The following is a 23624-nucleotide window of genomic DNA, read 5'->3' on the forward strand; positions in this document are numbered from 1 at the left end:
TGGGCGTTGTGCGTGCGGATGCGCGTCGGCCGGGGAGCGGTGCACCTGGCACGGCGCCGGCCGAGCGGCCGCAGCCATCAACGGAACTGCGACAGAAAGCGGATGTCGCCGTCAAAGAACAGGCGCAAATCGTTCACGCCATAGCGCAGCATCGTCAGGCGATCCGGCCCCATGCCGAAGGCAAAGCCGATGAAGCGCTCCGGATCCAGCCCCATGTTGCGCACCACGTTGGGGTGCACCTGGCCGCTGCCGGCCACCTCCAGCCACCGGCCGGCCAGCGGGCCGCTGGCGAACTGGATGTCGATCTCGGCGCTGGGCTCGGTGAACGGGAAGAAGCTGGGGCGAAAGCGCAGCACCAGGTCGCCGCTCTCGAAGAACGTCTTGCAAAAATCGGTGAAGACGACCTTCAAGTCCTTGAAGCTGATGTTCTCGCCGATCCACAGTCCCTCGCATTGATGGAACATCGGTGAATGCGTGGCGTCCGAGTCCACACGGTAGGTGCGTCCGGGCGCGATCACGCGGATCTCGGGCATGGACTGGCCGGCGTCGATGCGGTCGCGGTATTTTTTTACGTGCTGCACCGCATGGCGGATCTGCATTGGGCTGGTATGCGTTCGCAGCACGTGCGGCGCCTCGGCGCTGCCACCGTCGACGTAGAAGGTGTCGTGCATCGAGCGCGCCGGGTGGTTCTCTGGCGTGTTGAGCGCGGTGAAGTTGAACCAGTCGGTCTCGATCTCGGGGCCGTCGGCCACCTCAAAGCCCATCGACCCGAAAATCCCCTCGATGCGTTCGAGCGTGAGCGACACCGGGTGCAGGCCGCCCATGCCGCGCTGACGCCCGGGCAGAGTCACGTCCAGCGCCTCGGCCTGCAGCTGCAGTTGCAGTTGCGCCTGCGCCAACTGCTCGCGGCGAGCGGTCAATGCAGCCTCGATGGCCTGCTTGGCCAGGTTGATCGCGGCGCCGCGCGTCTTCTTCTCGTCGACGCTCAGCTGCGCCATGCCCTTCATCAGTTCGGTGATGCGGCCCGACTTGCCGAGAAACTGCGCCTTGGCGTTTTCCAGATCGGCCGCCGTGGCACAGGCTGCAAAGGCATCGCGCGCACCCGCGACCAGGGTATCCAACTCGTTCATATTGTTTTGCCAAAAGAAACAAGGGCTAGTGCCCTTTCAAGCCCTAGCCCTTGTTGTTTGAGCGCTGGGCGACTGCAACCGAGTGTAGCCGCCGATCGTGAACTCAAGCAGCCAGCTTGGTCTTGACTTGCTCCACGATGCTGCCAAAGGCAGCCTTGTCGTGCACCGCGAGGTCGGCCAGCATCTTGCGGTCGATCTCGATGGACGCCTTCTTCAGGCCGTTGGCGAACTGGCTGTAGGTCAGGCCCAGTTCACGGGCAGCGGCGTTGATACGGGCAATCCACAGCTGACGGAACACGCGCTTCTTGTTGCGACGGTCACGGTAGGCGTATTGCCCGGCCTTCATCACCGCCTGTTTGGCGATGCGAAAGACGTTGCCGCGGCGACCGCGGAAACCCTTGGCCAGGGCAAGAACCTTTTTGTGACGGGCACGAGCCGTGACACCACGTTTGACGCGAGGCATATGTTTTCTCCTTGTTCGTCAGTGAATTACAGGCCGGCCATGGGCAGCATCTTGGCGATGGAGCCCATATCGCCGTCATGCACGGTCGTGATGCCGCGCAATTGGCGCTTGTTCTTGGTGGTCTTCTTGGTCAGGATGTGACGCTTGAAGGCCTGACCGCGCTTGACGGTGCCGCCCGGACGAACGCGAAAACGCTTCTTCGCGCTGCTCTTGGTTTTCATTTTGGGCATGTGAATGCTCCTGTTACCTTGTGCCCGTCAGGCGTTTGCACAACCTCTGTGCAACCTTCGCTGGCCTGCGGGTCACTTTTGAACGCGCCGCGGGACTTTCGTCCCTTGGCGCGTGCGGCAGCGCTTGCGCACTGCCTGTTGGCAACTGTCAACCACAAGGGCCGCCAGCCGCCACATGGGGGCATCAGGCCGCGCTGGGAGGCGCGTCTTCTGCTGCGGGTTTGCTGCTATTGCCCGTCACCTTCTTGCGCGCCGGCGCGATCATCATGATCATCTGGCGGCCCTCCAGCTTGGGGAACTGCTCGACCTGGATGCTGTCGGCCAGCTCGTCGCGCAGGCGGTTGAGCAGCGCCAGACCCAATTCCTGGTGCGTGATCTCGCGTCCGCGAAAGCGCAGCGTGACCTTGATCTTGTTGCCGTCGGCGAGAAAGCGGCGGATGTTGCGCAGCTTGATGTTGTAGTCGCCGTCGTCGGTGCCAGGGCGGAACTTGACTTCCTTGATCTCGATGACCGTCTGCTTGGCCTTGGCCTCGGCCGCGCGCTTTTGCTCCTGGTACTTGAACTTGCCATAGTCCATCAGGCGGCAGACCGGCGGATGGGCAGTGGCGGCAATCTCCACCAGGTCGACGTCCATGTCACCCGCCATGCGCAAGGCCTCTTGCAGGCTGACGATGCCCAGTGGCTCGTTCTCCGGACCCGACAAGCGCAGCTCGGGCGCCGTGATTTCACGGTTCAGGCGGTGTTTGCGTTCTTCGCGATGGCGACGATCTCGAAATTCGGTAGCGATGGTTCTCACCCTCAATCAATAAAACCACGAAGCGTGGCAGCTCACGCACGCGTGCGCGCTCTCAAGCCGATCAAGATGGCAATCCTCAGGCCTTGGAAGCGATGTCCCGTGCGATCAATTCGACAAAGGCGTCGATGGACATCACGCCCAGGTCTTTGTTGCCCCGGGCGCGTACTGCGACAGCACCAGCGGCCTTTTCTTTCTCGCCTGCGACGAGGATGTAGGGCAGCTTTTGCAGCGCATGCTCGCGTATTTTATACGTGATCTTCTCATTGCGCAGGTCAAGAGCCACCCTAAGATCTTGATGGGGCAGTGCTTTTTGCAGCTTTGTCGCAACATCGCGACAGTACGCCGCCTGCTCGTCGGTGATGTTGAGCATCGCCAGGTGCACCGGCGCCAGCCAGGTTGGCAGCGCGCCTGCGTGCTGCTCGATCAGGATGCCGATGAAACGCTCCAGCGAACCGACGATGGCGCGGTGCAGCATGACCGGGCGGTGGCGCGCGCCGTCCTCACCCACGTACTCGGCGTCCAGTCGCTCGGGCATCGAGAAGTCAACCTGGATGGTGCCGCACTGCCAATGGCGTCCAATCGCGTCCTTCAAGGTGTATTCGATCTTCGGGCCATAGAAGGCGCCCTCGCCGGGCGAGAGCTCATACGCGCAACCCGAGGCGTCCAGGCTGTGGATCAGCGCCGCCTCGGCCTTGTCCCAGCTTTCCTCGCTGCCGATGCGCGCGTCGGGGCGGGTCGCGATCTTGTAGATGATGTCGGTGAAGCCGAAGTCGGCATAAACCTTTTGCAGCAGGCGCGTGAAGGCCAGCACTTCGTCTTGAATCTGATCCTCGGTGCAGAAGATGTGGCCGTCGTCCTGCGTGAAGCCGCGCACGCGCATGATGCCGTGCAGGCCGCCCGTGGGCTCGTTGCGGTGGCACTGGCCAAATTCGCCATAGCGCAGTGGCAGGTCGCGGTAGCTCTTGATGCCCTGCTTGAAGATCAGGATGTGACCCGGGCAGTTCATCGGCTTGAGCGCGTAGTCGCGCTTCTCGCTCTCGGTGATGAACATGTTTTCGCGGTACTTGTCCCAGTGGCCGGTCTTCTCCCACAGCGTCTTGTCCAGGATCTGCGGGCCCTTGACCTCCTGGTAGCCGTTGTCCTGGTAGACGCGGCGCATGTACTGCTCGACCTGCTGCCACAGCGTCCAGCCCTTGGGATGCCAGAACACGGTGCCGGGCGAATGCTCGTCGATGTGGAACAGATCGAGCTCGCGGCCGAGCTTGCGGTGGTCTCGCTTCTCGGCTTCCTCCAGCATGTGCAGGTAGTGCTTGAGCTCGTCCTTGGTCGCCCAGGCCGTTCCGTAGATGCGCTGCAGCATCTCGTTGCGGTGGTCGCCGCGCCAGTAGGCGCCGGCCACCTTCATCAGCTTGAAGAACTTCAGCTTGCCGGTGCTGGGCACGTGCGGGCCGCGGCACAGGTCTTCGAAGCCGCCCTCGCGGTACAGGCTGACATCCTCGTTGCTCGGGATGCTGGCGATGATCTCGGCCTTGTAGTGCTCGCCCATGCCCTTGAAATACTGCACCGCCTCGTCGCGCGGCAGTACGCGGCGCACCACGGGCTCGTCCTTGGCGGCAAGTTCCGTCATGCGTTTTTCAATCGCAGCCAGATCCTCGGGCGTGAACGGGCGCTTGTAGGCGAAGTCGTAGTAAAAGCCGTTGTCGATCACCGGGCCGATGGTGACCTGCGCGTCCGGGAACAGCTCCTTGACCGCATAGGCCAGCAGGTGGGCCGTGGAATGGCGGATGACCTCCAGCCCCTCGGCGTCCTTCACCGTGATGATGGACAGCGGCGTGTCGGAGGTGATCCGGTAGCTGGTGTCAACCAGCTTGTCTCCCACTTTGCCGGCCAGCGCCGCCTTGGCCAGGCCGGGGCTGATGGCGGCGGCCACCTCGGCCACCGTCACCGGGGCTGGAAATTCGCGCTGCGAGCCATCGGCAAGCGTAATGTGAAGCATTTGTGCAGTTCCTCGTGAATCGTTGTCGTTGGAAGCGCCGCGATAAAACAAAAAGCGCGGAGCCATGTCCGCGCTTGGGTGTGAAAAGCAGGAAATGCTGTACAGGCGCGAACTGCAGGCCTCAAAGGCCCGGGACGGTTTGGGTGTCCGTTCGCGGTGTCATAACCAGCAATGCCTTTCTCGTCCTTGTTGCTTGCAAAGCGGCCATTTTAACTGAAGCACGGATTCAGGCCGCAGCAAACCGCAGCGCTCATGCGGGCAAGCCGGCCATTTGCGCCATGCAGGCGTCGCGCCACTGCGCCACGCCGCTGTCGCATTCGCCCGATGGTTCGGCAAGTTCGGGCCAGCGGCTGTTGACCGTGTCGATGATCGACTGCAGTTGCCACAGCGCCTCGCGCCCTACCAGCGCCAGCTCGGCCAGCCCCTCGGCATCACCCACCAGATAAGGCAGGGCCTCGGCCAGCTGGCGCGGGTGCGACCCGGCTTCGAGCAGGTTTTTTTGCAGCGCATCCAGGCGCTGCGCCACCAGCAGGCTGGCGGAGCCACCCTCCTCATCGAAGCAGGCGGCAGGCAGTTGCTGGCGCTGCGCGCTCCAGGCGTCGAAAGCCTGCGAGAGCACGCCGATGATGGCCTGCACCTGCTCCTGGCTGACCTCGATGTGCGACTGCACTGCCTTGATTTGCAGCGCCGGCAGCAGGTGCGCCACCAGCCGCGGCGGGTATTTGCGGTGGTGCAGCCGCAGCGCCAACGACAGGCGCTGCGCGGGCACGTCGTCCGCGTATTTCTCGAAAAAGGCGGACACCACCTCGGCAACGATCAGGATCTGCCCCATGGGCGAGATCTCCGAGCCCGGCACGCCGCGCGGATAGCCGCTGCCATCCATGGCTTCGTGGTGCTCCAAAATGGCCTGCCCGACCGATTTGGGATAAATCTTCTGCTCGCGCGCCATCAGCATGGCGGTGATCGGGTGCACCAACAGCTGCTTGCGCCCCACACCGGTGATCTTGTTGGCCGGGTCGTGCCAGGCCGGATCCATGTGCATCACGCCCAGGTCGTGCAACAGCGCCGCGGTGGCCAGCAGCATGCACTGCTGGTCGTCCCAGCCGCTCTTGAGCCCCAGATAGATCGACACCAGCGTCATCAACACGCTGTGCGTGAAGTATGCCGGCAGCTGCTCGCGCATCACGGTGAGCTTGAACCCCAGCTGCTGGGTCAGCCGCACGCGCCCCAGCGGCGCCACCAGGCGGTCGGTGCCGTCGCCCGCCTCGTCGAGCGTATGCACCAGCAGATAGGCCAGGGTGTCGTGCTGGCACAGCTCGCGCGCCACCTGCATCAGCGTGTGCACAGTCACCGCGTCGTCCACGGTCAGTCGGTCTTCAATGTTGCCACGCAGCTTGTGGCGCACCAGCCGGTCGTACAGCGACGCGTCCACGCGCATACCCTTGTCCAGCAGCTTGATGCCCTTGTCGTTGTAGACGGCGTCGTGCGTGACGACCTTGCCGCCTGCTGCCATGTCGGTGATGGCGCGCAGATAGTTCCGGTTGTCGTCAAGCGCCGCCTGCACGGCGGGGGGCTTCAATTCAGGTTCATTCATGCAGGGGCGGGGTCACAAACAAAACGGGCCAAGCATACGCCATGGCCCGTGGTGGTTACGCCGCCGCGCAGCGGCGTGCCTGCAGAAAACTGTCAGCGCAGCAGCGTCACGCCGGTCCTGGACTGGATTTCGTCGAATTCCACTCCCGGCGCCAGCTCGACAAGCTTGAGCCCCTCGGGCGTGACGTCCATCACGCCCAGGTCGGTGATGATGCGATCGACCACGCCGACGCCGGTCAGCGGCAGCGTGCATTCGGGCAGGATCTTGAGGTCGATGCCGCCGTCCTTCTTGCGCGCCACATGCTCCATCAGCACGATGACGCGCGGAACGCCCGCGACCAGATCCATCGCGCCGCCCATTCCCTTGACCATCTTGCCGGGAATCATCCAGTTGGCCAGATCGCCCTTCTGGCTGACCTGCATCGCGCCCAGGATGGACAGGTTGATCTTGCCGCCGCGGATCATCGCGAACGACTGATCCGAGCCGAAGATGGCCGAGCCCGCCAGCGTAGTGACGGTCTGCTTGCCGGCGTTGATCAGATCGGCGTCGACCTGCTCCTCGGTCGGGAACGGGCCGATGCCGAGCATGCCGTTCTCCGACTGCAGCCAGACTTCCTTGTCGCCGGTGTAGTTGGCCACCAGCGTCGGGATGCCGATGCCCAGATTGACGTAGAAGCCGTCCTGCAGCTCTTGCGCCGCGCGCGCGGCCATTTGTTCCTTGTTCCAGGGCATGGCTTCAATCTCCTGTCTTCTCGGTGAGGGTGCGCTTCTCGATGCGCTTCTCGGGGTTCGGGTTGTGCACGATGCGGTGCACGTAGATGCCGGGCAGGTGCACCTCGTCGGGGGCAATCGCGCCCTTCTCGACCACTTCCTCGACTTCGACGATGCAGATCCTGCCGGCGGTGGCCGCCGCCGGGTTGAAGTTGCGCGCCGTCAGGCGGAACTGCAGGTTGCCGCTGGTGTCGGCGCGGTAGGCCTTGACCAGCGAAACGTCGGGCACCAGCGAGCGCTCCATCACATAGGTCTGGCCGTCGAACTCGCGCAGCTCCTTGCCCTCGGCGACCATGGTGCCCACGCCCGTCTTGGTGAAGAAGGCCGGAATGCCGGCGCCGCCGGCGCGCAGCTTCTCGGCCAGCGTGCCCTGGGGCGTGAACTCCAGCTCCAACTCGCCGGCCAGGTACTGGCGCTCGAACTCCTTGTTCTCACCGACATAGGAGCTGATCATCTTCCTGATCTGGCGCGTGTTGAGCAGCTTGCCCAGGCCAAAGCCATCGACGCCGGCGTTGTTGGAGATCACCGTCAGGTCTTTCACACCGCTGGCGCACAGCGCCTCGATCAGCGCTTCGGGAATGCCGCACAGACCAAAGCCGCCGACGGCCATCAACTGGCCGTCGCGCACCACGCCTTCGAGCGCCGCGGCCGCCGAGGGATAAATCTTGTTCACTGCAATGCCTCCTGGTTGAAAAATGGCTGCGTTACGATACTACGTATTGCACTACGTAGTAGCCCCTAAATACTTCCCCTCCTGCCCATGGATTCTGCCGATTACCGACTCGCCTTCGAGATGGCCCCCGTGGGGCTGGTGCTCTCGCGCAACCGCGCCATGCTCGACTGCAACCGCCATGTGTGCGAGATGTTCGGCGCCTCGCGCGAGGTGCTGATCGGCCAGTCCTTCCAGATTCTCTATCCCAGCGCCGACGAATACGAGCGCCTGGGCGCGCACATGGCGCCGATTCTGAACGCGCGCGGCCACTACAGCGACAACCGCATCATGAAGCGCGCCTGCGGCGAGCTGTTCTGGTGCCACGTCACCGGCCGGCCGCTGCGCCGCGAGGATCCGCACGCCGCCGGCATCTGGAGCTTCGAGGACCTGAGCGCACAGCGTCCGGTCAAGGCCGAGCTGACCGGGCGCGAGCGCGAGGTGGCCGCGCGCCTGCTCGAAGGCATGACCTCCAAGGAGATTGGCAAGGCGCTGGCCATCAGCCACCGCACCGTGGAGATCTACCGCGCCCGCCTGATGCGCAAATACGGCGCCAGCACCGCCGCCGACCTGGTGCACAAGCTGATCGCCGGATGACGGCTATGCGCTGACGGCCGCGCCATGCAAGACCCTGCGCCAACCAACGCAAGGCGCGCGCAATGCCCGCGCTGCCTGCGCGCGGCCAGCGCCTGCATCTGCAGCGCGGTGCAGCCGGTAGCGCACAGCGTGCAGGTGCTGATCCTGCTGCACCCGCAGGAGCTGCACCAGGCCAAGGGCACCGGGTGGCTGGCTCATTTGTGCCTGGCGCGCAGCCGCGTGCTGGTGGGCGAGGCGTTCGACCCGCCGCTGCTGGCCGATGCGCTCACCGGTGCCTGGGATGCAGCCGACGCCACCACCGCCCGGCGCACCGCCCTGCTCTATCCCGAGGACGCCCAGGGCGCAGCGCCCACACTGCTGGCAACTCCCACGATTGCGCCGCATTGGCTGGCCACGCCCGGGCGGCTGCGCCTGGTCGTGCTGGACGCCACCTGGCGCAAAAGCCGCAAGATGCTGCACGCCAACCCCGCGCTGCAACGCCTGCCGCGCCTGGCGCTGTCGGCGCCGCACGCCTCGCGCTACGCCATCCGCAAGGCCCATGCGCCGCACCAGCGCAGCACGCTGGAGGCGCTGCACCAGGCGCTGGCGCTGCTGGAGCCAGCCAACCTGCAGCTGGCAGGGCTGGGCCGGGCGATGGACGCGTTCATCGCGCGCCAGCACCAGCTGCGTGAGGCACACTGTGCGCTGCAACATCCACCCGATACCGACAAGGAGACGACATGAGCGAGCGTTACCCCGCCCCTGAACTCAAGGACCTGCCCGAAGACATCCGCGAGCGCATCCTGGCGGTACAGGAAAAATCGGGCTTCGTGCCCAACGTCTTCCTGGCGTTTGCGCGTCGCCCGGCCGAGTGGCGCGCCTTCTTCGACTACCACGACGCACTGATGGTGCCCGAGAGCTGCGGACGCACCAGCGGCCTGACCAAGGGCGAGCGCGAGATGATCGTCACCACCACCAGCAGCGCCAACCACTGCCTGTACTGCGTCGTCGCGCACGGCGCCATCCTGCGCATCTACGAGAAAAAGCCGATGGTGGCCGACCAGGTGGCCACCAACTGGCGCAAGGCCGACATCAGCGAGCGGCAAAAAGCCATCCTGGCGTTTGCGATGAAGGTGTGCGAGCGTGCGCATGAAGTGGGCGACGAAGACTTCGCCCCGCTGCACGCCCACGGCCTGGACGATGAGGACATCTGGGACATTGCCGCAATCACCGCGTTCTTCGGCCTGTCCAACCGCATGGCCAACTTCGCCGGCATGATGCCCAACCCCGAGTTCTACCTGATGGGGCGCGTGCCGCGCGAGAAAAAGGCCTGACGTGCAGCACACGCCCGCCCGGCCAGAACACCGTCAGGACGCCGGCGCCAGCGACACGCCCCGGCAGGGTGCCAGCATGTCCAGCGCCTTGTCGTAGGTGGGCGTCGCCACGTCCAGCAGGCCCAGCACGCCGTGGTAGAGGTTGTCGTGGGTCAGCGGCGCATCGGCGCCGCGGCGCACACAACCCACGTCCAGCGCCTGGCGCTGCTGCAGCCCGACGCTGAACCAGGCCACCATGGGCACGTGCTTTTGCGCGTCCGGTGCAATGCGATACGGCATGCCGTGCAGGAACAGGCCGTACTCCCCCAGCGACTCGCCGTGGTCGCTGAGATAGAGCAGCCCGGTGTCGTACTGCGCCGCCAGCCCCTGCAACCAGGCCACAGCGTCGCCCAGCAGCGCATCGGTGGCGGCGATGGAGTTGTCATAGGCATTGACCAGCTGCGCATGCCCGCACTGCGACAGCACCTCGTTGCGGCACTCCGGCGCAAAGCGCTTTTGCTGCGCCAGAGAACGTTTGTAATACGCCGGCCCATGGCTGCCCATCTGGTGCAGCACCAGCAGCACGCCGTTCTGGCGCTGCTCTTGCGGCAATGCGGCCAGGCGCGCATCCAGCCCTTGCAGCAGCACCTGGTCGTTGCACTCGCCGCCATCGCACCAGGCGGCGCGCGCCTGCGCGCCCAAGCCCTCGCTGGCCAGAGCATGCGGCACTCGGTCGCACACGCCCTTGCAGCCCGACTGGTTGTCCAGCCACAGCACCGCCATACCCGCGGCCTGCGCCACGTCCAGCAGGGTTTCGGTGTCGGCGCTGCGCGCCTCGAACGCCTCCTTGCCCAGCGGCGAGAACATGCATGGCAGCGACGCCAGCGTGCTCGTGCCGCACGAGCGCACGTCGCCCCAGCTCACCACCGGCAGCTGCGCCAGCCGCGGCGTGGTGTCCCGTGCATAGCCGTTGATGCCGAAGTGGTCGGCGCGCGCGGTCTCGCCGACGACGAGCAGCAACAGCGTCGGGCGCGCCTGCGCCGCGTGGCTGGGGCCCAGCCGGGCGCCAGCGATCATCGGCAGCAAGGCCTGGCTGCGCGCCAGCGCCGGACGCACGGCCGCCACCGCGCCGGAGTACAGGCTCGCCAACGGATTCATCATGTAGCGCAGCTGGGGGTGGTTGCGCATCAGCGGCGCCAGGTCGCGCGACGCGCCCCACACCGTGGCGGCGGCCAGCGCCAGGGCCAGGGCCACCATCGCCAGGTTGCGCGCCAGCTGGCGCAGCAGCGGCTGCGGCGCAATGCGCACGCGCAGCAGCCACCAGGTGGGCAGCAGCATCACCGCCGCCACCGCGGCGAACAGGCGAGGGCTGAGCAGGTCGGCCACTTCATGGGCATCGGTCTGCAGCACATTGGCAGCCATACCCGGATCCATCACCACGCTGTAGGTGAACATGTAGTACTGCGCCAGCGCCGCCACCAGCGCCACCAGCCACCACAGCAGGCGCATGCCGCGCGTCCAAGCGACGAAGGCCAGCAGCGCCACCATGCCGCAGACCATCAGCACCACCATCTCCAGGGCCGAGCGCAAATACAGGCTGGGAGCCCCCCCGATGCGCGCCAGCTGCAACCACAGCGGCCCGTTGGCCACCAGCGTCAGGTACAGCGTCAGATACAGCACGATGCGCTGCGGCGTCATCGGGGTTGCCAGGCATGCGTCGAGACGCTGCCATGCGGTGCGCGGCGCCGATGCGCCCTCTGCCGCGACTGCGACTGCGTGTGGCGGGCGCTGTCCCCGCTTCATGGTGAAAAAATCCATGGCGCCATCGTCGCCACGGCGGCTGAAAACAGCCTGAAGGCCGCGCTCAGCTTCGGTTCAGCTTTGTAGCGGCCGCGGCGCTGGCGCGGCTGCATGCGCCGCGCTGCGCGATCGCCTCCCATGCCAACCCCACGCACCAGCACACCCAGGCGCTCCACAGCGTGTGGCTCATGAAATGTGCGCCGCGCAGCTGCTGCGCCAGGCCCAGCACCAACCCCAGGGCCATTGCCGCGGCCAGCCAGGGCGCAGCCAGGCGCGGCACGCGGCGGCGCAGCACGAACCAGCCCGCCACATAACCGAAGGCCGCGCTGGCGTGGCCGGCCGGAAAGCAATGGCCCGCGCCGCCGTCGCGCACGCCCCAGACCCAGTGCGATACGTATTGCGCCACGCCGCCGAACTCGGCCATGTCCCAGGGGCAGCTGCTGGCGCTCAGGCGCTTGATCACGGTGACCGACACCATGGCCAGCGCGATGGCGCCCACCAGCTGCCAGCGGTCACGCGCCGGCCAGCCGCGCTGCCAGTCCCAGGGGCGCAGCGCCCCCGCAAAAAGCGCCAGCAGGCCCGCGCTGCTGATCCAGCGCGGCACCGCGTGCAGCCAGAAAACCAGGGCGGCGCTGTCGCGCCAGGCAAAACCCTGGGCTGATCCGGCCAGCCGCGCCAGCGGCAGGTCGAGGCCGCCGCCATCCCAGGCCAGCAGCAGCACCAGCCCCAACAACACCGGCACAACGCCTGCCGGCCAGCCAATCCACCCACGCTTCATGTCGATGCACACCACAAATGCGCGACGGTAGCTGCGCAGCCTGAACCGCAGATGAACGCGCCACGCCCTACACTTTCACGTCCATGCACTTTGCCCCGAACGACCATGCGCGTGCTGCTGGTGGAAGATGACCTGGCCCTGTCGGACGCCGTCTGCAGCTACCTGCGGGCCAAGGCGTTCGTCGTCGACGCCGTACCCAGCATGGCGCAGGCGGGCGCGGCGCTGCACGCGGCGCAGTACGCCGCCGTGCTGCTGGACCTGCACCTGAGCGACGGCGACGGGCTGGCGCTGCTGCCCCAGCTGCGCGCGCAGGCCGAGCGTCCCATCGTCATCGTGCTGACCGCACGCGACCAGGTCAGCGACCGCATCCGCGGGCTGGATGCCGGCGCCGACGACTACCTGGTCAAGCCCTACGACCCCGGCGAACTGCTGGCGCGCCTGCGCGCCGTGGGGCGCAGGCGCAGCGCCAGCCAGGCGGGCGTGCTGCAGCTGGGCGCGGTGCACATCGACCTGGCGCAGGAGCAGGTGCGCCGCAACGGCATTCCGATCAGCCTCACCGCCAAGGAATGGGCGCTCCTGCGCATGCTGGCCAGCAGCCCCGGGCGCATCCACACGCGCCAGGCGCTGCAGGACGCGCTGTACGGCCTGGACGACGACACCGACAGCAACACGCTGGAGGTCTTCATCAGCCGCCTGCGGCGCAAGCTCGGGCGCGCCCACATCGAGACCCTGCGCGGCCTGGGCTACCGCCTGGTGCAGGTCCAGCCGGCCCCTGCGGCAACGTGCCCATGACCGCCCCCAGCACCCCACCCACCGCCGCGCCCGACGCCGGCGACGCCACCCGCCCCGGCAGCCTGGCGCGGCGCCTGGCGCGCACGCTCATCCTGTGGGTGGGCTGCGTGTGGCTGCTGTGCGTGCTGGGCGTGACCTGGTATGTGGACCAGGAGATCAGCGCCAATTTCGACAGCGAGCTGGTCGAGGTCTCGCACCGCATGTTCGACATTGCGCTGGAGCACCTGGACGACGCACCGGCGCAGCCTGCCAACGGCGCGCCGCTGACCATCCCCTCGCCCGGCTCATTTGCCGACGCCGACGTGCTCTACCAGCTCGTCACCCCCGGCGCCCGCGTACTGGCGCATTCGGCCAAGGCGGTGGCCCTGCAGGTGTCGTTCGACGTACCGCTGGCCACCGGCTTTGCCAACACCGGCGACTGGCGCATCTACACCATCAAGCATCCCAGCCGCCCCATCTACCTGCAGGTGGCCGACCCGCTGTCGGAGCGGCGCGCAGCACTCAACCGCACGCTGGGCGGGCTGATCGCCACGCTGTGCGCCGCCCTGCCCCTGCTGGCCTGGCTGCTGGCACGCATTGCCCGGCGCGAGCTGCGCGTGCTCTACCGCCTGGCGCACGCCATCGGCCAGCGCGACGGCCAGCAGCTCGCCCCCATCGCGCTGGCCGGCCTGCCGCGCGAGCTGCAGCACATGCAGGCACACATCAATCGCCTGCTGGAGCGCCTGCGCCAGGCACTGGACGTGGAGCGCTCGCTGGCGGCCAACGCTGCGCACGAGCTGCGCACGCCGCTGGCCGCTGCGCGCCTGCGCCTGCAGACCGCGCTGGACCACGGGCTCGACCGCGGCGAAGTGCAGGCCGCCGTCGCGTCGCTGGACACGCTGGCGCAGCGCACCGACAAGCTGCTGCAGCTCTCGCGCGCGCAGTCCAGCGCGCCGCTGGCGCGCGAGCGCGTGCCGCTGGTGCAGCTGGCCACCACGGTGGCGCAGGAATTCTGGCGCGACGAGACCCACGCCGACCGGCTGGAGCTGGTGAGCGGCACGGACGAGCCGCCCCCCGTGACCCTGGGCGACTTCGACGCGTTGGCCATTGCGCTGCGCAACCTGGTCGAGAACGCGCTGCGCTATGCGGCGGGCGCCAGCGTGGAAATCCTCGTCGGCCCCGGTTGCACGCTCACGGTGCGCGACCACGGCCCCGGTGTGCCCCCCGCACAGTTGCAAACACTGCAGCAGCGCCACGTGCGCCACCATAGCGACCACGCGGGCTATGGCCTGGGCCTGTCCATCGTGGCCACCATCGTGCACAAGCACGGCGGCCAGCTGCGGCTGGATTCGCCCCTGCCTGGCGGCAGCCCCGGCCTGCAGGCAAGCATGCAGCTGCTGGACACAAGCGGGCGCCCATCGGCACCCCCCGCACCGCCGTCCGTGCCGGCGGCGTAGCCACCCATCGCCACCAACGCCCGCAGGCCTCGCCAAAGGCGTTCACCAATACGGGTTGACCGCAGCCGGCGCACGCGCCAATCGCATACAACAAGCCGCATGACCGCCCCATCCACCACCTCCCGCTGGTACTACGGCTGGAACATCGTCGCCGGCGCCACGCTGGTCACGCTGCTGACCGTCGGGCTGCGCCTGGGCATAGGCCCGCTGTTCCTGCCGATGGCGCACGACCTGGGCTTCTCGCGCAGCCTGCTGGCCTCCATCGTCGCCGTCGGCATGCTGTGCTACGGCCTGGCCATGCCGGTGGCCGGCTGGCTGGTGGCGCGCCGGGGCACGCGCGACGTGCTGCTGGCGGGCACGGCCATCCTGGTGCTGGCCACGCTGTGGGCGGTCAACACGCGCTCGACCTGGGGGCTGTTGATGAGTTTTGGCGTGCTGATGTCGGTGGGCTCCGCTCTGACCAGCCCGGTGGCGATGACGCCGGTCATCACCCGCTGGTTCCAGCGTCGGCGCGGCATGGCACTGTTTTTTCTCTCGACCGGCTCGATGGCCGGCATCGCCATCATGACGCCGGTGCTGGGCACCGCGCTGCAGTACGCCAGCTGGCAGGCCACGCTGCTGGGCTATGTGGCGCTGTTCATGCTGCTCACCGTGCCGGTCGCTCTGTGGGTGGTGCGCGACGCGGCGCCCGAGGGCGGCGATAGCGCACCCGCAGGCCACGCGGGCAGCGCGGGCCATGCGGCGGCAGCCCAGCCCGCGCCGCTGGCGCACTACAGCCTGGGCCAGGCCATGCGCACCTCCACCTTCTTGAAGATCTCGCTGGGCCTGTTCACCTGCGGATTCAGCATGAACCTGCTGGGCACGCACGGCATGCCCATGCTGATGGACCATGGCTTCGATGCCACGACCAGCAGCCTGGGCATCGGCCTGATCGGGCTGGTCGCCATTCCCGGCACGATGGCGCTGGGCCGCCTGGCCGACGTGATGCAGCGGCGCACGCTGCTGGCGGCCATCTACCTGGTGCGCGGTTTCGGCTTCATCGGCCTGCTGCTGGCGGGCAACGCGCTGCAGCTGTACGGCACCTCGGTCATCGGCGGGCTGGCCTGGGCCGGCACCATCGCGCTGTCCTCGGCCATCCTGGCCGACGTCTACGGCGTGCGCCTGGTCGGCGTGCTCTACGGCTGGGCTTACCTGAGCCACCAGGTGGGCGCAATGATCAGCTCCTGGCTGGGCGGCTGGGGCTACGAGCACCTGGGCACACACTGGGTGGCATTTGGCATGGCGGCGGCGCTCTTGATGCTGGCCGCCGGCGTGTCGCTGCTGCTGCCCACGCGCCACCTGCCGGCGCCCGCAGAGCCTCAGGCCCAGCCCGGCTGACTAGCCGGCCTCTTGCCGGCCAGCCTTCAACCCGCCTTCTTGATCACGCCACAGGCAATCGGCAGCGTCACCTGCGCCGGAATCGGCCCCAGCGACTGCACGCTGGCCGGCAGCCTAGTGCTGGCCGGCACGCCGTGGATGAACACCACGCGGCGATCCAGGTCGAGCTTTTGCCCCGGGAACTGCTTGGCAAACGCCGCCTGCAGCTCGGCCACCGGCACGGTCACGCGGTAGTGGTAGGCGCCGCTGGCGTCGGCCACCGGGTAGGTTCCATGCGGAATGTCCATGCTGGCCGGGTGCTGGATGAACGGCACCATCGTCGTGCCGGCGCTGGGGCCGGTCTCGATCAGGTCGACGATGCCGTCGCGGTTGGTATCCGCGCCAGCTGCCGGACAGGTGGCCGGCTGCCCGTTTTTGAAGCCGTGGAAATGCTGCCAGTGCTCGATGTTGGCCGGCGCGCCCCTGACCTGCACGTCCATCACCAGCTGGCCGCCCCGCTCTGTAAACGTCGCCTGGCCGGTGGTGGCGCTGCCGGTTACCGCGGTATTCATCGGCTGCAGCTGCGCGACGTAGGTGGTCGTCCCCCAGGGGGTGCTGGCACAGCCGGCCAGCAGTGCCAGTGCGCCCGCGGCAGATGCCACGGCCAGGAGTTTCATGGGCTTGTTCATGGTAGGCCTCTCGTTGATGGTGAAAGTGAAACCACTGTAGGCAGTCCCCGCCGCAGGCACAGCGGAACTTCCACAAGGCCCTACTCGCTTCGCAGACGTGTCGCGGCGCCTGTAGGTGGCCTGGACAAAATCCACGACGTTGCGTGCCGTCTTTTGCTGCCTTACCCGAAGGGTTGGCCCGCAAAGGTCGCGTCTGCGGCGCAAGCAAATGCTCGCTGGGCCGCCAGAGCGGCTGCGCTTTGCGCCTTGCAGCCACCGCCTTTATGGATCAGCGAACATCGTGGTGAGGTCGTAAACACGCCCTAAAACACCCCCAGCGCCAGCCCCGTGGCCAGCGCTTCGCCCAGCGCACGGCAGCGCTCGCGCTCGTCAGCGGCAATCGTCTTGGGCGCCAAAATGGCCTCGGGCGTCTGCGCGTGGGTGCAGACGATGATGGGATCGGCCACGGGCTTGAGGCGCCAGCCCAGCGCGATGCGCGCGATCTGGCGCGCCGCCCCCTCGCCGTCGCTGCCGGCGCAGATCAGCGCGGCGTAGGGGCGGCCTTCGATGCGCTCCAGCGCGCCGTAATAGGTGCGGTCGAAGAAGTCCTTGAGCATGCCGCTCATGCTGGCCAGGTTTTCGGGCGTGGCGAACACGTAGCCGTCGGCCGCCAGCACGTCCGGCACGCCGGCCTGCGCGGCGTGCAGCAGGCGCACTTGCACCGCGGGCTCGGCAGCCGCGCCGGCCTGCACGGCCTGCGCCATCTGCAGCGTGCCGCCGGTGAGCGAGTGGTAGACGATCAGCAGGGTCTTGGTCATGACATCGCCCGCCCCGGGTTCATGCGCGCCGGGTCGACGCCCTGCTCGGCCAGCGCCGGCGGCAGCGGATCGCCGCGCAGCAGCGCACAGGCCAGCAGCGACACGCCGGCGGCGGTCTGGATACCGTAGCCGCCCTGACCGGCCAGCCAGAAAAAGCCCGGCTGGCGCGCATCCCAGCCGATGACCAGGTCGCCGTCGGGCGCAAAGCTGCGCAGACCGGCCCAGGTATGGCGCGGACGGTGGATCTGCAGACTCGTCCACTCCTGGATGTGGTGGATGCCGGTGGCCACGTCCAGCTCCTCGGCCACCACGTCGTGCGCGGGCACCGGGTCGGCGTTGGCGGGCGATCCCAGCAACTGGCCGGCATCGGGCTTGAAGTAAAAGCTCTCGTCCACGGCGATCACCGCCGGCCAGGCACGCACGTCCACGCCCGCCGGCGGGTCAAAGGTGAACGCGGTGCGCCTGCGCGGCTCTATGCCCAGCGGCTGCGCGCCGCAGCAGCCGGCCACCGCATCGGCCCAGGCGCCCGCGGCGTTGACCACGGCGCGCGCCTGCAGCGCCTGGCCGCTGCCCAACTGCAGTTGCCATGCGGCCTGATTGCCGGAGCCCGGCCGGCCCCGCACCAGCTCGGCCCCGCAGCGCAGCTGCGCGCCCGCCTGCGCCATACCGCGCAGAAAGCCCTGGTGCAGTTCGGCCACGTCGATGTCCATTGCGTCGCGGTCAAGCACCGCGCCCAGCAGTTGCTCGCCCTTGAGGCTGGGCACCAGCGCCCGTGCCTGGGCGGCATCGAGCAGGTCGGCCTGCAGCCCCTCGGCGCGGTAGGCGGCCAGCGCCTCGTCCAGCAGCGCCTGCTGGCCAGTGCGCGCCACATGCAGCACGCCGCGCGGGTGCAGCAGCGGGTGGCTGCAAAACCCGGCCGGCGGGTGGGTGTAGAAGGCACGACTGGCGCGCGTGAGCGCGCGCACCTGCGGCGTACCGTAGCTCTCCATGAACAGCGCCGCCGAGCGGCCTGTGCTGTGGTAGCCAGGCTGCGATTCGCGTTCGAGCACCAGCACCGCGGCGCCTGCGCGCGCCAGCCGCCAGGCCAGCGATGCGCCGGCCATGCCCGCGCCCACGACGACGACGTCCCAAACCTGCTGTGCCATCTTCCATCCTTTGAAGTGTGTGCTGCACCTGAGTATCACCCCGAGCGCACCATGCGCAAGCGGCGCTTGCAGCGCTGTCTTACCATCGGCGGCCATGTCTGCCACCTCCACTTCCAACGACGCCCTGCTGCTGCGCCAGGCCGTGAACCTGGCCCACGCCAACCGCCTGCAGGGCGGACGCCCCTTCGGCGCCGTCATTGCGCGGCGCGGTGTGCTGCTGGCCAGCGGGGTCAATGAGATCCACACCCACAACGACCCCAGCGCCCATGCCGAAATGCAGGCGCTGCGCACCGCCACCACCGCAAGGCAGAACCCAAGCCTTGCCGGCTGCACCGTCTACGCCAGCGGCCACCCCTGCCCGATGTGCCTGGCCGCGCTGGTCATGGCCGGCGCCGAGCGCGTCGTCTTCGCCTTCGACAACCAGGACGCCGAGCCCTACGGCCTGTCCAGCGAAGCCAGCTACCAGCGCCTGCGCCTGTCTTTGGCGCCGCCGCCGCTGCCCATCGAGCGCGTGGATACCGGCATCGCAGCCGCCCAGCTGTACGGCGACGCCCCCTGGCCGGACGCCCCGCGTGTCTGAACGCGCACGCATCGCGCTGCCGTGGCTCGCCACGGTGGTGTTGGTCACGCTCAACCTGCGCCCGTTCCTCACCGCCATCGGGCCGCTGACGCCCACCATTGCCGCGCACACCGGGCTGGGCCTGCAGGCGCTGGCCTGGCTGACGCTGCTGCCCATGGTGCTGATGGGCGCGGGCACCTGGCCGGCGCCGGCCGTGCTGCGCCGCCTGGGTGCGCGCCCCACGCTGGCCTTGGCCCTGGTGCTGCTGGCGGCGGGCTGCGCGCTGCGGCTGCTGCCTGCCTGGCTGATTGCCACGGCCGCGTTGTGCGGCGTGGGCGTGGCGCTGGTGCAGGGCATGCTGCCCGGGCTGATCAAGCTGCACACACCCGGCCACGTGGCGGCCATGATGGGCGTGTACTCGGCCGCGCTGATGGGCGGCGGCGCGCTGGGCGCTCAGCTGTCGCCGCTGGCACTGCAGGTGGGCCTTGATTGGACGCAGTCGCTGGCGCTGTGGGCGCTGCCGGTGCTGGCGGCGCTGCTGCTGGCTTGGTGGCAACTGGGCCGCATGGCCACGCCGGCGGCAGCGGCCGGCGGGCGCGGCGCGGCCACTGGCTGGCTGCTGCGCCGCCCGCGCACCTGGTATCTGATGCTGGCCTTTGGCCTGATGAACGGCGGCTACGCCAGCATGGTGGCCTGGATGGCGCCGCACTACCAGGCGCTGGGCATGAGTGCATCGCGCAGCGGCACGCTGGTGGCGCTGCTGAGCGTGGCGCAGGCATGTGCGGCGCTGCTGCTGCCGCTGCTGGCCACCCGCGGCGGATCAGATCGGCGGCCCTGGCTGTGGTTCACGCTGGCCTGCCAGGCGCTGGGCTTTGCGCTGCTGGCCTGGGCGCCAATGGCCATGCCACTGGCGGCCTGCGCGCTGCTGGGCGTAGGCCTGGGCGGGTGTTTTGCCTTCTTCATGCTGGTGGCGCTGGATCACCTGCACGCGCCGCTGCAGGCCGGCGCGCTCAATGCGCTGATGCAGGGCGGCGGCTTTCTGCTGTCGGCCCTGCCGCCGTGGCTGATGGCGCGGCTGCACCAGGGCAGCGGCAGCTTTGCGCCGGGCTGGTGGATGCAGTGCGCACTGGCGCTGCTGGTGGCGGCGCTGGTCGCGCGCCTGGCGCCGTCAGGTTTTGAGCGGGCGATGCGGGCACCGGTGGCGTAGCACCTCCAGGCAATTCCTTTGAGGGCGTCGCTCCGTGTTCGAGGCACGTTCTCTGACTCAGTGCACCTGCGCCCTACTCCCTCCCCCTTTGGGGGAGGGCTGGGGTGGGGGCCAGCGACGTAGGCGCACATCAAGCGCCAGTCATGCGCCAGCAGCCCCATCCCTCCTTCCCCCACAGGGGGAAGGAGTCTGAAACATGACGCTAATCAGGCAAGTGTTCAAGGTGCTGCGTTTCAGCACCCCGGCCACACTCAGAACGCTTCGCTCGCCATATCCGCGCAGGTGCTGTCGCAGCGGCGCACCACGGCCAGCCAGGCGTCGATCTTTGGCAGCTCGTAATGAAAGAAGTAGCGCGCCGCGCCCAGGCGGCCGGCGCTGGCGGGCTGCGCCAGCTGCGCGTCGCTGCGCAGCGTTGCCAGCGCCAGATCAAGCCAAACCCAGGCCAATACCACGTGGCCAAAGGCCTGTAGATAGGGCACCGCGTTGGCCAGCACCTGCTGCGCGTCGCCGCCGGCCCAGGCCTCTTGCGTGACGTCCAGCAGTTGCTGCAGCGCGTCGCCCAACTGCGCGGCATGGAGCGCCAGCGGCGGCACGGCGGCGGCCGCCTGCGCCGTCGCGCGCACGCGCCGGGCCAGCAGGGCCAGCGTTGCGCCGCCCTGCATCAGCACCTTGCGGCCCAGCAGATCCATGGCCTGGATGCCGTGCGTGCCCTCGTGGATCATGTTCAGGCGGTTGTCGCGCCAGTACTGCTCGACGGAGAAGTCGCGCGTGTAGCCGTAGCCGCCGTGGATCTGGATGGCCAGCGAGTTGGCCTCCAGGCAATTCTCGCTGGGCCAGCTCTTGGCAATCGGGGTGAGCAGCTCCAGCAGCAGGCGGGCGTCCTGCGCCTGCTGCGCGTCGCCGGTGCGGCCGTCGTCGACCAGGCGGGCGCAGTACAGATTCAGCGCCAGCGCGCCCTCGCAATAGCTTTTTTGCGCCAGCAGCATGCGCTTGATGTCGGCGTGCGCTATCAGCGCCACCTGCGGCGCGCCGGCGTCCTTGCCGCCGGCGCCCATCGGGCGGCCCTGCAGGCGCTGGCGCGCGTAGTCCAGGCTGGCGTAGTAGCCGGCAAGGCCCAGCGCGGTCGCCGCCATGCCGATGGCGATGCGTGCCTCGTTCATCATGTGGAACATGCATTTGAGGCCCTCGCCCGGCGCGCCGACCCGGTAGCCGATGGCACCCGCACCTGCGCCGTCCAGCCCACCACCCTGCTCCGCGCGCACCGGGTATTTGCCCTCGCCAAAGTTGAGCAGCGTGTTGGTCGTGCCGCGCCAGCCCAGCTTGTGGTTCAAGCCGGCGAGCGCGATGTCGTTGCGCTCGCCGGTCAGCTGCCCTTCGGCATCAACCAACTGCTTGGGCACGATGAACAGCGAAATGCCCTTGACGCCGGGCACCAGTTTGCCGTCCGGCCCTGGAATCTTGGCCAGCACCAAGTGGACGATGTTCTCGGTCAGCTCATGCTCGCCCGCGCTGATCCACATCTTGTTGCCGCGCAGCCGATAGCGCGGACCCAACGGGTCGGCGTCGAAGCCCTCGCCGTCGGGTTCGGCGCGCGTGGCGATATCCGACAGCGACGAGCCTGCCTGCGGCTCGCTCAAACACATCGTGCCGGCCCAGCGGCCGTTGAACTCGTTGGCCGCAAACACCTGCTGCTGCGCCGGCGTGCCGTGCGCCAGGATGGCGTTGGCGTTGCCCGTGGTCAGCAGGTTGGAGCCGATGCTGATGCTGGCGCAGCCAAAGAACACGTTGGCCGCCGCGTCCACCAGATAGGGCAGCTGCATGCCGCCCTGTTCGTAGTCCTGCGCCGCGGCCAGCATGCCGCTGTCGGCATAGGCGCGCCGCGCGTCATGCGTGCAGGCGGGCAGCACCACGCGCAGGCCGCCGGCGCCATCGGGCTCGGTGCGCGGCTCCTCGGTGTCCACGATGCGGTTGAACGGCGCGTATTTCCCGCGCGCGATGCGCTCACAGGTATCGAGCACCGCATCAAAGGTCTCGCGCGAATGGTCGGCAAAGCGCGGACGTGCGGTAAGCGATTCGGCCTGCAGCCAGTCGTGCAGCAGAAAGTCAAGGGTGGAGCGCAGTGGTGAAGTCATGCGATGGATTCTGACCGGCCGCCGCGCGCGCGCCTGTCTGCTAAGCGACGATTTGCGCGGATCACGCAGCACGCTTCAACCCGCCGGGCATCGCCCACGAAAAACCCCGCGCACCGTTGTTGCCGGCCTGCGCGGGGTTTGCGGAATCTGCCGGGCAGCGCTTACAGCACCTCGAACACTCCCGCCGCGCCCATGCCGCCGCCGATGCACATGGTCACACACACTTTCTTGGCGCCGCGGCGCTTGCCTTCGATCAGGGCGTGGCCGGTCAGGCGCTGGCCGGTGACGCCGTAGGGATGACCCACGGCAATCGCGCCGCCGTTGACGTTCAGGCGGTCGGCCGGAATGCCCAGCTTGTCGCGGCAGTAGATGACCTGCACGGCAAAGGCTTCGTTGAGCTCCCACAGGTCGATGTCCTGGATGGACAGGCCCAGCCTTTTGAGCACCTTGGGGATGGCGAACACCGGGCCGATGCCCATCTCGTCGGGCTCGCAGCCGGCCACCGCAAAGCCCAGGAAACGGCCCAGCGGCTGCAGGTTGTTGCGGCTGGCGAAGTCTTCGCTGACCACAACGCAGGCGCCGGCGCCGTCGCTGAACTGGCTGGCGTTGCCCGCGGCAATCACGCCGCCGGGCAAGGCGGGTTTTATGCCGCTGATGCCTTCGACGGTCGTGCCCTCGCGCAGGCCTTCGTCCTTGCTGACGGTGACTTCCTTGGTGACCAGGCCGCGCACCTTGTCGACCACGCCGGCGGTGACGGTGATTGGCGCGATCTCGGCCTCGAACCGGCCGGCTGCCTGGGCGGCGCAGGCCTTTTGCTGGCTGGCGGCGCCGTATTCATCCATCACGTCGCGGGCAATGCCGTAGCGCTTGGCGACCTGCTCGGCGGTCTGCAGCATGCTCCAGTAGATCTCGGGCTTTTTCTTGAGCAGCACCGGGTCGGTGGCCATGTGATGGTTCATCTCGTTTTGCACGCAAGAGATGGACTCGACGCCGCCAGCCACGTAGACCTCGCCCTCGCCGGCGATGATGCGCTGGCTGGCCAGCGCAATGGTCTGCAGGCCTGACGAGCAAAAGCGGTTGACCGTCATGCCGCTGGTGGTCACGGGCAGGTCGGCCATCAACGCGATCTGGCGCGCGATGTTGAAGCCATCGGCGCCCTCGGGGTTGGCGCAGCCCATGAGGACGTCTTCGACCAGCTCGGGCGCAATGCCGGCGCGCTGCACGGCGGCCCGCACGGCGTGGCCGCCCAGCGTGGCGCCGTGGGTCATGTTGAAAGCGCCCTTCCAGCTCTTGGCAAGCGGCGTGCGGGCGGTGGAAACAATCACTGCGGATGTCATATGCCTATTCCTTGAATTC

Annotated in this window: 23 protein-coding genes; 8 read left to right on the top strand and 15 right to left on the bottom strand. The window is 68.0% G+C overall.

Annotated elements, in window-relative coordinates; all coding sequences use genetic code 11:
* Window positions 1-77 precede the first annotated feature (77 nt).
* The 8 genes from pheS to ABD767_RS12335 all read right to left on the bottom strand — a co-directional run bounded on the left by pheS (window position 78) and on the right by ABD767_RS12335 (window position 7652).
* The gene (gene pheS / locus ABD767_RS12300; RefSeq protein ID WP_103043908.1) at window positions 78-1130 is read right to left on the bottom strand and encodes a phenylalanine--tRNA ligase subunit alpha; all 1053 of its coding nucleotides are present in this window, start codon (window positions 1128-1130) and stop codon (window positions 78-80) included.
* A gap of 103 nt (window positions 1131-1233) precedes the next feature.
* On the bottom strand, window positions 1234-1593 hold the full coding sequence (rplT, locus tag ABD767_RS12305; RefSeq protein WP_103043909.1) for a 50S ribosomal protein L20: 360 nt from the start codon (window positions 1591-1593) through the stop codon (window positions 1234-1236).
* Between the two features lie 26 nt (window positions 1594-1619).
* Window positions 1620-1823 (bottom strand): 50S ribosomal protein L35, encoded by a 204-nt coding sequence (gene rpmI / locus ABD767_RS12310; protein WP_103043910.1) that lies wholly within the window; start codon window positions 1821-1823, stop codon window positions 1620-1622.
* 184 nt (window positions 1824-2007) lie between these two features.
* Window positions 2008-2619, bottom strand: a complete 612-nt coding sequence (gene infC / locus ABD767_RS12315; RefSeq protein WP_103043911.1) for a translation initiation factor IF-3 — start codon at window positions 2617-2619, stop codon at window positions 2008-2010.
* A gap of 76 nt (window positions 2620-2695) precedes the next feature.
* The gene (gene thrS, locus ABD767_RS12320) at window positions 2696-4615 is read right to left on the bottom strand and encodes a threonine--tRNA ligase (RefSeq protein ID WP_103043912.1); all 1920 of its coding nucleotides are present in this window, start codon (window positions 4613-4615) and stop codon (window positions 2696-2698) included.
* A 250-nt stretch (window positions 4616-4865) separates the two neighbouring features.
* Window positions 4866-6209, bottom strand: coding sequence for an HD domain-containing phosphohydrolase (locus ABD767_RS12325; RefSeq protein ID WP_103043913.1), 1344 nt, complete (start codon window positions 6207-6209; stop codon window positions 4866-4868).
* Between the two features lie 92 nt (window positions 6210-6301).
* Window positions 6302-6940: a 3-oxoacid CoA-transferase subunit B gene (locus tag ABD767_RS12330; protein WP_103043914.1), complete on the bottom strand. Its 639-nt coding sequence runs from the start codon at window positions 6938-6940 to the stop codon at window positions 6302-6304.
* A 4-nt stretch (window positions 6941-6944) separates the two neighbouring features.
* Window positions 6945-7652, bottom strand: coding sequence for a 3-oxoacid CoA-transferase subunit A (locus tag ABD767_RS12335; RefSeq protein ID WP_103043915.1), 708 nt, complete (start codon window positions 7650-7652; stop codon window positions 6945-6947).
* Between the two features lie 87 nt (window positions 7653-7739).
* Between ABD767_RS12335 and ABD767_RS12340 the strand changes: the two genes are divergently transcribed.
* Genes ABD767_RS12340 through ABD767_RS12350 form a run of 3 tightly spaced genes read left to right on the top strand, consistent with a single transcriptional unit; the run spans window position 7740 to window position 9598 of the window.
* Window positions 7740-8285, top strand: coding sequence for a LuxR C-terminal-related transcriptional regulator (locus ABD767_RS12340; protein WP_103043916.1), 546 nt, complete (start codon window positions 7740-7742; stop codon window positions 8283-8285).
* A 24-nt stretch (window positions 8286-8309) separates the two neighbouring features.
* A complete protein-coding gene (locus tag ABD767_RS12345; protein WP_103043917.1) occupies window positions 8310-9008 on the top strand; it encodes a DTW domain-containing protein in 699 nt (232 codons plus the stop codon).
* Window positions 9005-9598, top strand: a complete 594-nt coding sequence (locus ABD767_RS12350) for a peroxidase-related enzyme (protein WP_103043918.1) — start codon at window positions 9005-9007, stop codon at window positions 9596-9598. The genes ABD767_RS12345 and ABD767_RS12350 overlap by 4 nt, the downstream gene beginning before the upstream one ends.
* Before the next feature lie 33 nt (window positions 9599-9631).
* Here the strand turns inward: ABD767_RS12350 and ABD767_RS12355 are convergent, their stop codons facing one another.
* Window positions 9632-11275, bottom strand: a complete 1644-nt coding sequence (locus tag ABD767_RS12355; RefSeq protein WP_344869730.1) for a phosphoethanolamine transferase — start codon at window positions 11273-11275, stop codon at window positions 9632-9634.
* 166 nt (window positions 11276-11441) lie between these two features.
* Window positions 11442-12155 carry a phosphatase PAP2 family protein gene (locus tag ABD767_RS12360; protein WP_103043919.1) on the bottom strand — a complete coding sequence of 238 codons (714 nt, stop codon included), beginning with the start codon at window positions 12153-12155 and terminating at the stop codon, window positions 11442-11444.
* Between the two features lie 105 nt (window positions 12156-12260).
* On the opposite strand from ABD767_RS12360, the gene ABD767_RS12365 reads away from it, so the two are divergent.
* The 3 genes from ABD767_RS12365 to ABD767_RS12375 all read left to right on the top strand — a co-directional run bounded on the left by ABD767_RS12365 (window position 12261) and on the right by ABD767_RS12375 (window position 15760).
* Window positions 12261-12947 (top strand): response regulator, encoded by a 687-nt coding sequence (locus tag ABD767_RS12365; protein ID WP_103043920.1) that lies wholly within the window; start codon window positions 12261-12263, stop codon window positions 12945-12947.
* Window positions 12944-14383: an ATP-binding protein gene (locus ABD767_RS12370; protein WP_103043921.1), complete on the top strand. Its 1440-nt coding sequence runs from the start codon at window positions 12944-12946 to the stop codon at window positions 14381-14383. Before ABD767_RS12365 ends, ABD767_RS12370 begins: the two co-directional genes overlap by 4 nt.
* A gap of 99 nt (window positions 14384-14482) precedes the next feature.
* Window positions 14483-15760 carry an MFS transporter gene (locus tag ABD767_RS12375; RefSeq protein ID WP_344869731.1) on the top strand — a complete coding sequence of 426 codons (1278 nt, stop codon included), beginning with the start codon at window positions 14483-14485 and terminating at the stop codon, window positions 15758-15760.
* Window positions 15761-15786: 26 nt separating this feature from the next.
* On the opposite strand, the gene ABD767_RS12380 is transcribed toward ABD767_RS12375, so the two are convergent.
* From ABD767_RS12380 to ABD767_RS12390, 3 genes are all read right to left on the bottom strand, one after another.
* Complete coding sequence (locus tag ABD767_RS12380; RefSeq protein WP_344869732.1) at window positions 15787-16428, bottom strand: hypothetical protein; 642 nt, start codon at window positions 16426-16428, stop codon at window positions 15787-15789.
* Between the two features lie 302 nt (window positions 16429-16730).
* The gene (locus ABD767_RS12385; RefSeq protein WP_103043923.1) at window positions 16731-17225 is read right to left on the bottom strand and encodes an NAD(P)H-dependent oxidoreductase; all 495 of its coding nucleotides are present in this window, start codon (window positions 17223-17225) and stop codon (window positions 16731-16733) included.
* Window positions 17222-18370 carry an FAD-dependent oxidoreductase gene (locus ABD767_RS12390; protein ID WP_103043924.1) on the bottom strand — a complete coding sequence of 383 codons (1149 nt, stop codon included), beginning with the start codon at window positions 18368-18370 and terminating at the stop codon, window positions 17222-17224. Before ABD767_RS12390 ends, ABD767_RS12385 begins: the two co-directional genes overlap by 4 nt.
* Window positions 18371-18464: 94 nt before the next feature.
* On the opposite strand from ABD767_RS12390, the gene ABD767_RS12395 reads away from it, so the two are divergent.
* Together ABD767_RS12395 and ABD767_RS12400 are read left to right on the top strand one after the other, a co-directional pair.
* Entirely contained in the window at window positions 18465-18950 is a 486-nt protein-coding gene (locus tag ABD767_RS12395; RefSeq protein WP_103043925.1) for a deaminase, read from the top strand.
* A complete protein-coding gene (locus ABD767_RS12400) occupies window positions 18943-20136 on the top strand; it encodes an MFS transporter (protein ID WP_103043926.1) in 1194 nt (397 codons plus the stop codon). Before ABD767_RS12395 ends, ABD767_RS12400 begins: the two co-directional genes overlap by 8 nt.
* Window positions 20137-20387: 251 nt before the next feature.
* Here ABD767_RS12400 and ABD767_RS12405 read toward each other — a convergent pair whose 3' ends face one another.
* Together ABD767_RS12405 and ABD767_RS12410 are read right to left on the bottom strand one after the other, a co-directional pair.
* The gene (locus tag ABD767_RS12405) at window positions 20388-22268 is read right to left on the bottom strand and encodes an acyl-CoA dehydrogenase C-terminal domain-containing protein (protein ID WP_103043927.1); all 1881 of its coding nucleotides are present in this window, start codon (window positions 22266-22268) and stop codon (window positions 20388-20390) included.
* A 161-nt stretch (window positions 22269-22429) separates the two neighbouring features.
* Window positions 22430-23605: an acetyl-CoA C-acyltransferase gene (locus tag ABD767_RS12410; protein ID WP_103043928.1), complete on the bottom strand. Its 1176-nt coding sequence runs from the start codon at window positions 23603-23605 to the stop codon at window positions 22430-22432.
* Window positions 23606-23624: the final 19 nt, after the last annotated feature.

The sequence above is a fragment of the Comamonas faecalis genome, from assembly GCF_039538025.1.
Taxonomy (GTDB): domain Bacteria; phylum Pseudomonadota; class Gammaproteobacteria; order Burkholderiales; family Burkholderiaceae_C; genus Comamonas_C; species Comamonas_C faecalis.

Coding starts and splice junctions, on each gene's coding strand:
- pheS (WP_103043908.1), bottom strand. CDS start 1,130: ATGAACGAGTTGGATACCCTGGTCGCGGGTGCGCGCGATGCCTTTGCA.
- rplT (WP_103043909.1), bottom strand. CDS start 1,593: ATGCCTCGCGTCAAACGTGGTGTCACGGCTCGTGCCCGTCACAAAAAG.
- rpmI (WP_103043910.1), bottom strand. CDS start 1,823: ATGCCCAAAATGAAAACCAAGAGCAGCGCGAAGAAGCGTTTTCGCGTT.
- thrS (WP_103043912.1), bottom strand. CDS start 4,615: ATGCTTCACATTACGCTTGCCGATGGCTCGCAGCGCGAATTTCCAGCC.
- ABD767_RS12325 (WP_103043913.1), bottom strand. CDS start 6,209: ATGAATGAACCTGAATTGAAGCCCCCCGCCGTGCAGGCGGCGCTTGAC.
- ABD767_RS12330 (WP_103043914.1), bottom strand. CDS start 6,940: ATGCCCTGGAACAAGGAACAAATGGCCGCGCGCGCGGCGCAAGAGCTG.
- ABD767_RS12340 (WP_103043916.1), top strand. CDS start 7,740: ATGGATTCTGCCGATTACCGACTCGCCTTCGAGATGGCCCCCGTGGGG.
- ABD767_RS12345 (WP_103043917.1), top strand. CDS start 8,310: ATGCAAGACCCTGCGCCAACCAACGCAAGGCGCGCGCAATGCCCGCGC.
- ABD767_RS12350 (WP_103043918.1), top strand. CDS start 9,005: ATGAGCGAGCGTTACCCCGCCCCTGAACTCAAGGACCTGCCCGAAGAC.
- ABD767_RS12355 (WP_344869730.1), bottom strand. CDS start 11,275: ATGACGCCGCAGCGCATCGTGCTGTATCTGACGCTGTACCTGACGCTG.
- ABD767_RS12360 (WP_103043919.1), bottom strand. CDS start 12,155: ATGAAGCGTGGGTGGATTGGCTGGCCGGCAGGCGTTGTGCCGGTGTTG.
- ABD767_RS12365 (WP_103043920.1), top strand. CDS start 12,261: ATGCGCGTGCTGCTGGTGGAAGATGACCTGGCCCTGTCGGACGCCGTC.
- ABD767_RS12370 (WP_103043921.1), top strand. CDS start 12,944: ATGACCGCCCCCAGCACCCCACCCACCGCCGCGCCCGACGCCGGCGAC.
- ABD767_RS12375 (WP_344869731.1), top strand. CDS start 14,483: ATGACCGCCCCATCCACCACCTCCCGCTGGTACTACGGCTGGAACATC.
- ABD767_RS12380 (WP_344869732.1), bottom strand. CDS start 16,428: ATGAACAAGCCCATGAAACTCCTGGCCGTGGCATCTGCCGCGGGCGCA.
- ABD767_RS12385 (WP_103043923.1), bottom strand. CDS start 17,225: ATGACCAAGACCCTGCTGATCGTCTACCACTCGCTCACCGGCGGCACG.
- ABD767_RS12390 (WP_103043924.1), bottom strand. CDS start 18,370: ATGGCACAGCAGGTTTGGGACGTCGTCGTCGTGGGCGCGGGCATGGCC.
- ABD767_RS12395 (WP_103043925.1), top strand. CDS start 18,465: ATGTCTGCCACCTCCACTTCCAACGACGCCCTGCTGCTGCGCCAGGCC.
- ABD767_RS12405 (WP_103043927.1), bottom strand. CDS start 22,268: ATGACTTCACCACTGCGCTCCACCCTTGACTTTCTGCTGCACGACTGG.
- ABD767_RS12410 (WP_103043928.1), bottom strand. CDS start 23,605: ATGACATCCGCAGTGATTGTTTCCACCGCCCGCACGCCGCTTGCCAAG.